Source organism: Paenibacillus naphthalenovorans (assembly GCF_900099895.1).
GTDB lineage: Bacteria > Bacillota > Bacilli > Paenibacillales > NBRC-103111 > Paenibacillus_G > Paenibacillus_G naphthalenovorans.
The window spans coordinates 194,938-207,314 of the sequence record NZ_FNDY01000002.1; the positions used below are offsets into that span (position 1 = coordinate 194,938).

Here is a 12,377-nt window from a genome sequence, read left to right on the forward strand (position 1 = left end):
TTACATGATCTGAATGTTTCCGTTCATTTTTTGAATGAAACCGCAAACAATCATAAGCACGAAAACAGAGCAGCACGGCATGATACTCCGCACTGCTCCGATTTTTTGTTTTTTAACAACAGCGATTGACTTTCCCGCTTTCGTATCGCTCCTTCAGGGACAGCATATAGAACTCTTTTTCCGTCAAGGGCGTTTGATCCGGGTGGTGGTCCTGTTGATGCTTTATATATTTCTCATAATCCGGAATGTTGAAAATAACCTTGATCGTCGCCTTGGCTTTGTTCGCAAATCCCGTTAGGTTTACCATCGGCATCACGCTCCAAATGTAGATTTGACATACGGTGCTTCCTGCAGCTTCAGCTCTTGTTTTTGAACCAGAATTTTGTACCATACCCGCAAAGATTCGATAATCATCAGAATGACCACGATACCGAAAAAGAGAGTAAGAATCGCATCGACATAGTTATTGGTCACAATTTGCTGCATGACTTCCATATTTTTGGCCGGAGCGATCACTTGCCCGCTGTTGATCCCCTCTTGATATTTTTTCGCCGCCGCCAAAAATCCGATGCTCGCCTGTTCGGAGAACACTTTTTGGAATCCGGCAGTCAATGTCGTCACCGACAGAAAAACAAACGGAACGATGCCTACCCAGGCGTAACGGGCCTTGCCCATTTTAATCATAATCGTTGCCGCTAAAGCCAAAGCGATGGCCGCCAGCATTTGATTCGCGATTCCGAATAGAGCCCACAAGGAGTTGATGCCTCCAAACGGATCGACGGCTCCCTGATACAAGAAATATCCCCAGGCGACGCAAACCACAAAAGAGGCGAGAACATTGTATTTAAACACCTGGGTTTGGGCGAACGGCTTATAGAAGTTGCCGACCAAATCCTGCAGCATAAACCGGCCCACCCGGGTACCCGCGTCAACCGCCGTCAAAATAAATACGGCTTCAAACAAAATCGCAAAATGATACCAGAACGCTTTGGCGCCGGCCAGGAACGTGGAGAAGATTTCGGCCATCCCGACGGCGAGCGTCGGCGCTCCGCCCGTTCTGGAAAGAATGGTGTTCTCCCCGATTTCCTTCGCGGTACTCGTAATTTGCTCCGGTGTTACCGTGAAGCCCCATGACGAAATTTTGGCCGCCGCTGCCGCCGCGTCCGTGCCGATTACGGCCGGGGAGGAGTTCATTGCGAAATAAATGCCCGGCTCCAGGGCGCATGCCGCAATCAATGCCATAACGGCAACGAAGGACTCTGCAGCCATCCCTGCATATCCGATAAAAGGCGCATGGCTTTCTCTTTCGATCAGCTTCGGGGTCGTACCGGACGATATCAGGGAGTGGAATCCGGATACGGCACCGCAAGCAATGGTGATGAATAAGAACGGGAATAAATTGCCGGAGAATACGGGTCCGGTACCGTCGATAAATTGGGTTACCGCCGGCATTTGCAGTTCCGGCAGGGTGACCAGGATCCCGCCGGCCAGCAGAATGATCACGCCGATTTTCAAGAAAGAGCTTAAGTAATCCCGCGGCGCAAGAAGCACCCACACCGGCAGAACCGAGGCAATCAATCCGTACACCACCATCATGATGGCGATTTGCGGAGCGGTGAAGGTAAACATTTGGGACAGCGTCTCGCTTTGCGCTACATACTGTCCTGCCCATAAAGCGAACATTAATAAAACAAACCCGATAATCGACCCTTCGATCACTTTTCCCGGCCGAATAAAGCGCATATAGAAGCCCATAAAAATGGCGATCGGCATCGTCATGGCAATCGTAAACATTCCCCACGGAGACTCCGCCAATGCTTTGACGACGACAAGTCCGAGCACGGCGACAATAATGATCAGGATCGCGAGGGTGGCGATGGAGGCCAGGGTTCCGGCGAATCGCCCCACTTCGTCTTTGGCCATTTGACCGAGCGACTTCCCGTCTCTGCGCATGGAGCCGACAAGCGTCACAAAGTCTTGTACGCATCCCGCAAGAACGGCCCCGATGATAATCCACAAAATACTGGGCAGATAACCCATTTGTGCGGCCAGAATCGGACCGACTAACGGTCCCGCGCCTGCAATGGCCGCAAAATGGTGGCCGAAGAGTACATATTTATTCGTCGGGACAAAGTCTTTACCATCGTTATGAACTTGAGCGGGCGTTGCCCGATCGTCGTTTAATTCATAAATCTTCTTGGCGATAAAACGGCTGTAAAAGCGATAACCGAACGCATAGGTACAAATCGCCGCTATGATCAACCACGCCGCCGAAATGCTCTCGCCGCTCGCCAGCGCGATCATGGCAAAGCCCGCCGCACCTAACACCGCAATAGCTGCCCATACAACATACGAAACGAATTTGTTTTTCATCATGTCACCACTCCATTGTAAGCGTTTTCTTATTATGCGCAAACCATCATATGCGATGCGGAAGCCATCATCTCTCAGCTTATCGTACCCATGTGATACCCCCCAAACGGCTTAAGATTGGCAACGCTTGCAATCAGTATAAACCGTTTGGAATTTGCGCGAAACGCCTGGAACGCAACATGCATGATTACCGAAGCATGATGTTAAATTTCAAGCTTCAAACGTAAGCCCTTCACATAATTCCGGCTGACTGGTATACGGCTTTCCGCCGCGTCGTCCATCAGCAGATCGTAGGCGCCGTTAACCCACGTTTTCATTTCGACAATCGAAGCCAGGTTCACGAGAAAGCTTTTGTGGCAGCGAAAGAAGCCGAACGGCTCCAGCTTTTGTTCCAGCTCCGACAAGGTATAGGCCCCCCCGTAAGCCTTGTCATGCGTGTGAACCTGTACATATTTTCCCTCTTTGCTGATAAACACAATATCTTTGGGAAATACATACTTGATGCCTTCATCCACTTCAAGCGCCAGCTTAACGGGGGCAGGGGCGGCCAGGCTTGGCGATCCGATCTCCGTGCGTTTTTTGCGCAGCTCCCGGAAAACTATGTTCACATCTTCTTCGTCATAGGGCTTGAGCATATAATGGAAAGCCCTCAGCTTGAATGCATCGACCGCATATTGATCATAAGCGGTAGAAAAGACGATCTTCATCTGCGGATTCATCCCGCCGACGATTTCGGCCACTTGAAGCCCGTTCAAATCGGGCATGTTCATATCCAGAAACAGCACATCCGGGGCATGTTCTTTTACCTTTTTGATGGCATCCATACCGCAGTTGGCCTGTATCACACTTTCCACATCATCGATCTGCTCCAATAAATAGACAAGCTCTTCCCTTGCCGGAGCCTCATCGTCCGCAATCACGATATTCCAACCCATCTGCCTTCACCTCACCCAAAAGCTGATTTTTGTGCCTTCTCCCGGTTTGCTGTCAATTTCAAGAGGACGTTCATTTCCGTAATGGTAGCTTAGACGCTGCTCAATATTGCGCAGCGCCATACCCGCGTGTTCCTCCTGACGTTTTAATCCGCCGGCTTTCAGACCTACCCCGTCATCTTCAACGGAAATTCTCGTCTGCAGCTCCTCGCCGTTCTGCTCTTCCTTGACCCGAACTTGAATCACTCCCGGTCTGCCTGCGTTGGCAATCCCGTGAACGATGGCGTTTTCTACGAGAGGCTGAATCGTAAAAGGAGGAATCTGACGATCTAAAACATGTTCATCGATATCGATAAAAAAATCCAGTTGATCTCCCAGCCGCGCTTTGATTAAGTTCAGGTAGGACATCACCAGCTCGATTTCATCACGGATCGGAACCAGCCTTTGATTGCCGTTGCTCATATTTTTACGCAAAAATCGGGACAAATGCATGACCATCTGGCGAGCTTCTTCCGGCTTCGTTCGAATAAACGATTTGACCGTATTGAGTACGTTAAACAAAAAATGCGGATTCATCTGCGCCTGCAGAGAACGGATTTCGGCGTCTGCAAGAAGCTGTGCCTGCCTCTGGGTTTCCACAAAGGCATACTGCTGGGAAAGCAGCCCCGCCAGAGAGGCCAGCATTCTCCTCCGGGAAGGATGATCATCCTGGTCCAAACGTTCGAAAAACAAACGAAATTGTCCTATCGGTTTCTTATTCTGGATTTCAATATTCATATCTATCCAAAAGCCGGTTTTTCTTCCCTCCGCAATCCATTCCGAACCGTTTTTGCTGAAAAACACACCTACAGCCTTCGTCTCCTCGTTAAGCACCTTGGCGATTTCACGAACCGCCTGATCGAATTCCAGCCGCCACAGCGGCATCGTCATGTCGGCGATTTGCAAAGCTTTATGGGCATGCTCCATACCGATTCGTTCTTCCTCGCGTACCATGGAGTTATACAAGACAAAATAAAGAGCGACGCCAACGCTGTTAGCGAATACCTGAGGAAAGCCGATGAGCGATACTAACTCTACTGCTTCATCCCATGGCTTGGCCAGCATCAGAATGAGCAACATTTGCAGTAGCTCGGCAAAAAAACCGACGACAAACGCAAGCTGCATCGATGAAAATTTACGGAAACGCCTTTTCAACGCATTTCTGCAAAGTCCGGCCAAGATGCCTTGAAGGATAGGGGCAACCATACAAGCCACCGCTACAAAGCCGCCCAAGCTGTATCTGTGCAAACCGGCCACCGTTCCGACCACCAGCCCGCTTTTCACTCCGCCAAGCAAACCGGCAATAACAACGCCAACGGTTCTGGAATTCGCTATGGCTGCCGTCGGGGTTACCTCACCGATCCACGGGGCCGGCTGGTAGGTGTAATTTGAAACGCTTACACCGGAATATGTGCCTAGCATCGCATAGGCGCTAAAAAAGACAAGGAACCGCCACTGATACGACTTGTCCCCCTGATAATTCATATAGCTTCTCATCCAACGGCTGCGTGAGAAAACAAAAGCCAATGCGATCAAAAATCCAACTCTTTCCAGCATGTCGACAGACAACTGCAGCATCGGTTCACGCACCTTCGAACATCTTCATCCTGTAGTCCAACATAGGCCACACACTTCACACGGTCACCCGGCCCATCTAAAAAACATTGGCTGATGTACGCCGCGGCGCAGAGCCAATGTTTTAACCGGGAGCAAGATCAACGACGAATCATCGTTATTGCAGTATTCGCGCCGTTACCATGGATCTCGCCACACGAACGCCATTGCACATCATTTCCAAATCGATCTTGCAAAATCTTCGGCTTAATTCAATAATCGTGGGCACGATTTCGATCACATCGTCGATTTGCAGCGCCACGAGAAAATAACTGGAGCAGCTGTCTATGATCAAATCGCCTTTTTTATGCTCCTGTACCGTACGGTACGCGGCTCGAATCATCAGGGTCGATAAGACTCCCTCCGACACCATGCCTTCATAATTGGTCATTTGGGGTGTCACCGAGCCTCTGAAATACAGCTTCCCTTCCGAGTTCCGCAGCTCTTCAAATCCCGCGCTGATTTGAACTTCAAAGGTTTCCGCATTTTGAGGCTGTTTTTGCATGTATTGCATCGCTTTCATGACGTCTTTACGGCTGATGACTCCAACCATTTTCCGATCCTGGTCAATGACCGGAAGCAGTTCGATGCCTTCCCAAACCATCGTATGGCCTGCGGAAGCTACAGACGCTTTGCTGCTGATCACGAGCGGATTCAACGTCATCAATTCTCCGATCGGCTGGTCAGGTTTGGCGCCGATAATGTCTTTGGTCGTAATAATGCCGATCGGGTTTTGGTCTTCATCCACCACAGGATAACGGGTATGTGACGTTTGCTCCACCAGTTTTTCCATTTCTTTCACCGTATTTGTCGGCAGTAAGGAATAAACCGGCGTGTCTTTGCGAATGATATCTTCCACGATCAGGATCTGCTTCTTGATTAATCGATCCTCAATGGCCCGGTTAATCATGGCGGCAACGGTAAACGTATCATAGCTGCTTCCGATAATCGGCAGCTCCAGATCGTCAGCAAGCTTCTTGACCTCGGGGGTTGTGTCAAAACCTCCCGTAATCAATACGCCCGAGCCTTGGCTGAGCGCACACATATGGGCTTGTACACGATTTCCGACAATAAGGAGATTTCCCGGCTCAATATACTTCAGCATCGCTTCAAGCTGCATCGCGCCGATAACAAATTTGTTCAACGTTTTATGGATTCCCGCGGATCCGCCAAGCACAACCCCTTCCACCACTTTGACGATTTCCGCAAAGGTAAGCTTATCAATCTGGTGCTCCTCTTTCTTCTCCACCCGGATGGTGCCGATTCGTCTTTTGGTGCTGACCAGTCCGCTATTTTCAGCTTCCTTAATAGCACGGTACGCGGTGCCTTCACTAACGTCCAGCTCTTGAGCGATTTTCCGAACGGACAGCTTCGTCCCTACGCTTAATGACTCAATGTATTTGGTTATTTGTTCATGCTTTGTATTGAGTTCCGAATTGTCCGAGCTCATCTTCCGCACCTCGCTGAACTGTTCTATAATATTTAGACAATTATATAATAGCTCAGCAAAAAAAAACAGCACCCGATTTGAACAGCACCTCCAATGGCTAGTTATGTCTAACCATTGGGGTGCAGTTCAATGAAGGTGCTGTCCGCTTTTTATTTAATGAGCGAACTGCTCTTCCTCGGTCGAGCCCGTCAGTGCCGTAGTGGAAGAGGTCCCGCCCGAAATGACCTGTGATACTTCATCGAAGTATCCCGTACCAACCTCGCGCTGATGGCGAGTCGCCTCATAGCCCTTGGACTCGCTGGCAAATTCACGCTGCTGGAATTCGGAATAAGCGGCCATGCCACGGTCTTTGTAGTCGTAAGCCAGTTCAAACATGCTGTGATTGAGCGCATGGAACCCGGCTAAAGTGACAAACTGGAATTTGTATCCCAACTTTCCAAGCTCTCTCTGGAATTCGGCTGTTGTTTTGTCATCCAATTTCTTTTTCCAGTTGAAGGACGGGGAGCAGTTATAGGCAAGTAATTTCCCCGGAAATTTCGCATGGATAGCTTCCGCGAACCGCCGGGCCTCATCGAGGTTCGGCTCGGATGTCTCGCACCAGATCATATCGGCGTATGGAGCATATGCAAGACCACGGGCAATCGCTTGATCCAGCCCTTCCTTGACGTAGTAGAAGCCCTCCGGTGAACGTTCCCCTGTAAAGAAAGGACGGTCGTACTCATCGATGTCGCTCGTGATCAAACGGGCGGCATTCGCATCTGTTCTTGCGATCAGGACCGTCTCCACACCCAGGACATCGGCAGCAAGTCTGGCAGCGATTAAGTTCTTGACCGCTTGCTGTGTAGGAAGCAGCACCTTCCCGCCCAAATGGCCGCATTTCTTCTCCGAGGAGAGCTGATCTTCAAAGTGGACAGCCGCAGCTCCTGCTTCGATCATAGCCTTCATTAATTCGAATACGTTCAAAGGTCCGCCAAAGCCGGCTTCCGCATCGGCCACGATAGGCAAAAAGAAATCAATGTCTTCTTTGCCCTCCGAGTACTGGATCTGATCCGCCCGCTGAAGCGCCTGATTAATCCGTTTTACCACGTGGGGAACGCTGTTGGCCGGATATAAGCTTTGATCGGGATACATATGACCTGATAAGTTCGCATCGGCGGCCACCTGCCAACCGCTTAAATAAATGGCTTTAAGTCCTGCTTTGGCTTGTTGGACAGCCTGATTTCCGGTAAGCGCTCCGAGTGCCGGGACGAAATCTTCCGTATTGACCAGTTCCCACAGCTTCTTTGCTCCCCGGGCGGCCAGCGTATGTTCAATTTGCACGGAACCGCGAAGGCGAATAACGTCCTCTGCGGTATACGGCCGCTTAACTCCTTCAAATCTCTTCGAATTCCAACTGGATTGCAATTGCTCCTCTTGAAGCCGGCGGTTACTCATTTGTATCAGCTCTCCCTATTTTAAAATAAAATACACGGTTGCTAGCCTTGCGAATGGAAATTAAATCGATTCTTCCAAATACCCGCTGCCTCCGCAAATCGGGCAAGTGTACGGCAAGGACGTTCTATCCCGATTAGTTCCAGCATGCTGATCTTCTTTCGAATGCTGTTCCTCATCGCTGTAGTTTATCCCTTCCCATTCCCCTGTTCCATAACACTTGGGGCAGTCCATCACAACCAGCTCCTTTTCATTTGTTATAATACAGTTTATTTTTTATATTTATTTTATAACATATAAAATAAAATTGTTCAATACTGTTTTTTATATTTTTTATTTGTTATATAATATTTAGACCATTAAAAAGTCCGCCATTGGTTTGGCGGACTGCAGAGCCGTGTATTCGTTCTTTATGAAATATCCATATCAGGATCAAATGCTGCATAATACAAGGACATATGAACAGGAGATAAATCATAAAAAACCGTTTCTCCCAGTTCATCATGTTCCGTGCGCGCCACCGCTCTTGTTTCTTCCTTGCTCGCTTCCAGCACATGTATTTTCCCAATCCTGCCAGTATTACATTCAGCCGACAATGCCGTGCTATTCATCATTACCGCTCCCTTCGAATGTAATATTATAATACTACAGCATATATAATTTTAATTTATTATATAACAGAAATTAATTATATGCAACAGATAAAAAAAATGATGATTTTTTATATAACAAAATATTTCCCCGCCTTGGATCATGTCGGGCGTACATAAAAAAGGGGCCGTCCCATAAGTGGGACACCCCCTTTGTTTGTTCTTTTAATAAGCATGTTTCTCTTGATTAAAAACGGCTTGCTCCTTCAGCTTGCGGATGTCTCTGCGAATCAACAAGGAAACAATAAGTGCGATAACGAACAGGCCGGCAAAGAAGCTCAAGCTGTTCGCATAGCTTCCTGTTGTATCTTTGATCCATGCGGCAAACATTGGACCGGCCAAGCCGGCGGCCGCCCAGGCGGTTAAAATATACCCATGAATCGCACCAAGCTGCTTGGTTCCGAATAGGTCGCCGATATACGCGGGGATGGCCGCAAAGCCTCCTCCATAACAAGTGTATATCACGGCAAGCATAATTTGGAATAATATAACCGTTGTTGTATAGGGCAGAAGTGCAAACAGGATGATCTGAAGCACAAAGAACGTCGTGTAAGTGTTGGGACGGCCAATGTAATCCGAGACGGATGCCCAACCGATACGTCCGAGACCGTTGAACAGCCCCAGTACGCCAACCAGGGCGGCGGCTTCCGTCACAGACAGCCCGATGCTCTCCTGAGCAAGCGGCTTTGCCGCCGACAGGATGGCAATCCCGCAAGTGATATTAATGAACAGCATAATCCAAAGGTAATAAAAGCGGGATGTCTTGATCGCTTCATTGGCCGTAAGCTGAGAGAGATCGGTATACCGCGATTTGGAAGCCTTGACTTTCTCCTGAAATCCAGCAGGCATCCAACCGGCAGGCGGCTTCTCAAGGTACAAGGACGACACCAGCATCAATAGAAAGTAAGCCGCGCCCAGAATATAAAACGTCTTGGCTGTTCCCACCGACTGGATTAAGGAATTCATAATCGGACTGCTGATCGCGGCGGCAAATCCAAAGCCCATAATCGCAAGACCCGTAGCCAACCCGCGGCGATCCGGGAACCACTTGACCAATGTGGACACGGGCGCAATATAACCAACACCCAGGCCAATTCCGCCAAGCACTCCATAACACAGGTAAAGCAGATTGAGCGATTCCAGGTTCACCGCAAAACCGGAGCCGAATGTCCCTATACCGAAAAAGACGGCGGCAACCAAACCGGACTTGCGGGGACCGTGTTTTTCCACAAAATGACCCATGAAAGCCGCTGACAACCCTAGAAACAGAATGGCCAAACTAAACGTAAACTGAACTTGACTTGCTGTCCAGCCGAACTGTTGGATCAGCGGGTTGGTAAAATTGCTCCATGCATAAACAGATCCGATAGAAATATGGATCCCTACTGCTGATGCAGCAATCAACCAACGGTTTTTAATTTTCTCCATACATTACACCTCTTCATCAAAATTCTCTTATGCAGAGAAATAAAAAGCATCACAAACGCCTGTCCTTGGATCGCATGAGAGCAGTGGACAGGATTTGTGACGCTAGTATACCCGCAGGAGCGCTACGTCAAACCAGCATATTGTGATTATTTCGTATGTTCCGGGAACAGCTTAACGTGGAACAGGATCGCTGCTCACGAATCAAGCGCTTCCGGAATAAATTCCGATTACCATTTCGTTAATATTCTCGTTAATATTCTCGTTAATTATTTCGTTAACATGTTAACAATTTCGACAAATATTAGACTTCCTCATTCTACCATGCAACCGTATTCATGGCAATAGATTTGTTCTGTGTTACAAATCGCAAATTAACGTTCTACAACGAATCGTTGAATCGGTTTCGTATGGACATGAATCCCCTTTCAGCTTTTGGTTGCATACGTTTACAGTGATTTGCTATTCTTGGGATAGGGAGTGGGACTGCGATGGATGAAGATTTTCAAATTCATTTTGCAAAAGGCGAAAATTTCGCTATGCGAAAATTTCACTATCATGATCATTATGAAATTTACTACTTGTTCGCGGGAGAACGTTATTATTACATTGAGAACCGGACTTACTATGTACAAAAGGGCTCGATGATTTTCATTAAGAAGAATGAAATCCATAAGACCATAGCGGGCGGCAAGCTGCATGAGAGGGCGGTCGTTTATTTTACCGACCGCTTTGTCGACCAGTATCACGGGCAGCATATGGATATGCTGCTGTCCTCTTTCATGAGCGCCAACAGAATCGTTGAACTAAACAACCTCGAGCAAAACTATATCGAAAATCTGATCTTCCAAATGAATAACGAATACTCCGATCGCGGCCGTCAAGGACGCTCCTTATACTGCGAAACGCTGCTCGTTCAATTGCTGTTGTTCGCTTCCCGCAAAATGAAAGAAACCGCGGAGGCGGCCCATATTCCAATGCATCCTAAAATTTCGGAGGTCATTGAATACTGCAACGCCAATTTTGTGAAATCGCTTACGATGGAAGGGGTAGCCGCCCGCTTTTTTATCAGTCCGTTTCATTTCAGCCGTTTATTCAAGCGGTATACCGGCTTTAATTTTACGCAATACATTCATACGCTGCGCATCCGCGAGGCCCAGAAGCTGCTCCGGGAAACACCGCATAAAGTGATTGAAATCGCCGGGCAGGTTGGATACGTCAATATCGCCCACTTCAATCGCAAATTTAAACAAATCGCCATGATGTCGCCGATGGAGTACAAAAAAATGATTAAATCCTCGGGTATATTTACGACCGATGCTGCAGCTGCGTCCGGGACTCCGTCTCCCGCAGCCTATGAATCTCCACACCGGCCAATATGAACGGGGCAAGCCCCATCATCGCATCCCGGACAACCTTTTCACCGATATAGTATGAATAGCTTCCGTCACGATAAGGAGTTCCGCCCAGCCCCGCGCCATGGCAGATCTGATTCAAGTGAACGCCGGTTTCATCCGTCTCTACGAGCCGTTCAAGCATTCCCTGATAGCTTTTGACAGCGGCGGGCTTGAATTTAGGCGACAAATATCCTAAACGCACCCCTTTGGCGATCGCATAGGTGAACATCCCTGTACCGGAGGCCTCCAGGTAATTTCCTTCCTTTTGCCCCATATCCAGCACTTGATACCATAAACCGCTCTCCGCTTCCTGCACCCGCACCAAGGCACCGGCCATACGTTCAAAAATGCCGACAATCGTTCCTCTCTTGGGATGATCCGCCGGAAAATGCTCCAGCGCATCCACGATCGCCATCGTATACCAGCCCATAGCCCGGCTCCAAAAATGCAAGGACTTTCCCGTGTCTGGATTACACCAGCGCTGTTCCCTGCTTTCATCCCAGGCATGAACCAGCAGCCCGGTTACGGGATCTCGCGTTTGTTTCTCCACCAGCAGGAGCTGCCGGGAAACTTCGTCAAACCATTCCGGCTGTCCGAACGTTTGGGCATACTGCGCAAGGAAGGGGGAAGACATATACAATCCATCGAGCCACATTTGGAACGGATAAATCTTTTTGTGCCAAAATCCGCCCTCGCTTGTTCTCGGGTGTCCCCTCAGCTGGGCCGCAAGCAAATGCGCCGCCTTCTCATACCGCGTCTCCCCGGTTTGACGAAGCAGCGGGAAAAGCACCTTGCCTTGATTAATTTGATCGAGATTATACTCTTCCAGCACATACGTTCTGATGGCTCCGCCAGGCTCTACGAACAAATCCATATGTTTCTTCATGTAGTCAAAATATTTTGCCTCGCCGGTTTGTTCCCACACCCTCCCGATCGACAAAAGCATCATCCCCGGCACATAAGCCCATCGCTTGGCCAACTCCGGATGATAGCCTTGCAAATCGGAGGCGGACATGAACGTTTCCGCCGTTTGGACTGCCCATTGTAATCCATCCATCGGGTTCAC

General features: G+C 48.8%; 10 protein-coding genes. 1 reads left to right on the forward strand and 9 read right to left on the reverse strand.

Going from position 1 to position 12,377, the window contains the following annotated elements; translation table 11 throughout:
* Window positions 1-112: 112 nt before the first annotated feature.
* From BLT35_RS03430 to BLT35_RS03465, 8 genes are all read right to left on the reverse strand, one after another.
* Window positions 113-307 carry a YbdD/YjiX family protein gene (locus BLT35_RS03430; RefSeq protein ID WP_054818771.1) on the reverse strand — a complete coding sequence of 65 codons (195 nt, stop codon included), beginning with the start codon at window positions 305-307 and terminating at the stop codon, window positions 113-115.
* A gap of 5 nt (window positions 308-312) precedes the next feature.
* Window positions 313-2,373 (reverse strand): carbon starvation CstA family protein, encoded by a 2,061-nt coding sequence (locus BLT35_RS03435; RefSeq protein ID WP_062410848.1) that lies wholly within the window; start codon window positions 2,371-2,373, stop codon window positions 313-315.
* Window positions 2,374-2,576: 203 nt separating this feature from the next.
* A complete protein-coding gene (locus BLT35_RS03440; RefSeq protein WP_074727006.1) occupies window positions 2,577-3,308 on the reverse strand; it encodes a LytR/AlgR family response regulator transcription factor in 732 nt (243 codons plus the stop codon).
* Window positions 3,309-3,314: 6 nt separating this feature from the next.
* Window positions 3,315-4,922, reverse strand: coding sequence for a LytS/YhcK type 5TM receptor domain-containing protein (locus BLT35_RS03445; RefSeq protein WP_074727007.1), 1,608 nt, complete (start codon window positions 4,920-4,922; stop codon window positions 3,315-3,317).
* 154 nt (window positions 4,923-5,076) lie between these two features.
* Complete coding sequence (locus BLT35_RS03450; RefSeq protein ID WP_074727056.1) at window positions 5,077-6,408, reverse strand: DRTGG domain-containing protein; 1,332 nt, start codon at window positions 6,406-6,408, stop codon at window positions 5,077-5,079.
* Window positions 6,409-6,561: 153 nt separating this feature from the next.
* Complete coding sequence (aceA, locus tag BLT35_RS03455; RefSeq protein WP_062407426.1) at window positions 6,562-7,842, reverse strand: isocitrate lyase; 1,281 nt, start codon at window positions 7,840-7,842, stop codon at window positions 6,562-6,564.
* 407 nt (window positions 7,843-8,249) lie between these two features.
* A complete protein-coding gene (locus BLT35_RS03460; RefSeq protein ID WP_137670466.1) occupies window positions 8,250-8,453 on the reverse strand; it encodes a hypothetical protein in 204 nt (67 codons plus the stop codon).
* Between the two features lie 201 nt (window positions 8,454-8,654).
* Complete coding sequence (locus tag BLT35_RS03465; RefSeq protein ID WP_062407422.1) at window positions 8,655-9,917, reverse strand: L-lactate MFS transporter; 1,263 nt, start codon at window positions 9,915-9,917, stop codon at window positions 8,655-8,657.
* Between the two features lie 488 nt (window positions 9,918-10,405).
* Between BLT35_RS03465 and BLT35_RS03470 the strand changes: the two genes are divergently transcribed.
* A complete protein-coding gene (locus BLT35_RS03470) occupies window positions 10,406-11,296 on the forward strand; it encodes an AraC family transcriptional regulator (protein ID WP_062407420.1) in 891 nt (296 codons plus the stop codon).
* Here the strand turns inward: BLT35_RS03470 and BLT35_RS03475 are convergent.
* Window positions 11,223-12,368, reverse strand: coding sequence for a glycoside hydrolase family 88/105 protein (locus BLT35_RS03475; RefSeq protein ID WP_074727009.1), 1,146 nt, complete (start codon window positions 12,366-12,368; stop codon window positions 11,223-11,225). The genes BLT35_RS03470 and BLT35_RS03475 overlap by 74 nt on opposite strands.
* Window positions 12,369-12,377: the final 9 nt, after the last annotated feature.

What these genes read in the sequence shown, in the direction of transcription:
- BLT35_RS03435 (WP_062410848.1), bottom strand. Translation starts at nt 2,373, where the DNA reads ATGAAAAACAAATTCGTTTCGTATGTTGTATGGGCAGCTATTGCGGTG.
- BLT35_RS03460 (WP_137670466.1), bottom strand. Translation starts at nt 8,453, where the DNA reads ATGATGAATAGCACGGCATTGTCGGCTGAATGTAATACTGGCAGGATT.
- BLT35_RS03475 (WP_074727009.1), bottom strand. Translation starts at nt 12,368, where the DNA reads ATGGATGGATTACAATGGGCAGTCCAAACGGCGGAAACGTTCATGTCC.
- BLT35_RS03450 (WP_074727056.1), bottom strand. Translation starts at nt 6,408, where the DNA reads ATGAGCTCGGACAATTCGGAACTCAATACAAAGCATGAACAAATAACC.
- BLT35_RS03440 (WP_074727006.1), bottom strand. Translation starts at nt 3,308, where the DNA reads ATGGGTTGGAATATCGTGATTGCGGACGATGAGGCTCCGGCAAGGGAA.
- aceA (WP_062407426.1), bottom strand. Translation starts at nt 7,842, where the DNA reads ATGAGTAACCGCCGGCTTCAAGAGGAGCAATTGCAATCCAGTTGGAAT.
- BLT35_RS03470 (WP_062407420.1), top strand. Translation starts at nt 10,406, where the DNA reads ATGGATGAAGATTTTCAAATTCATTTTGCAAAAGGCGAAAATTTCGCT.
- BLT35_RS03445 (WP_074727007.1), bottom strand. Translation starts at nt 4,922, where the DNA reads ATGCTGCAGTTGTCTGTCGACATGCTGGAAAGAGTTGGATTTTTGATC.
- BLT35_RS03465 (WP_062407422.1), bottom strand. Translation starts at nt 9,917, where the DNA reads ATGGAGAAAATTAAAAACCGTTGGTTGATTGCTGCATCAGCAGTAGGG.
- BLT35_RS03430 (WP_054818771.1), bottom strand. Translation starts at nt 307, where the DNA reads ATGGTAAACCTAACGGGATTTGCGAACAAAGCCAAGGCGACGATCAAG.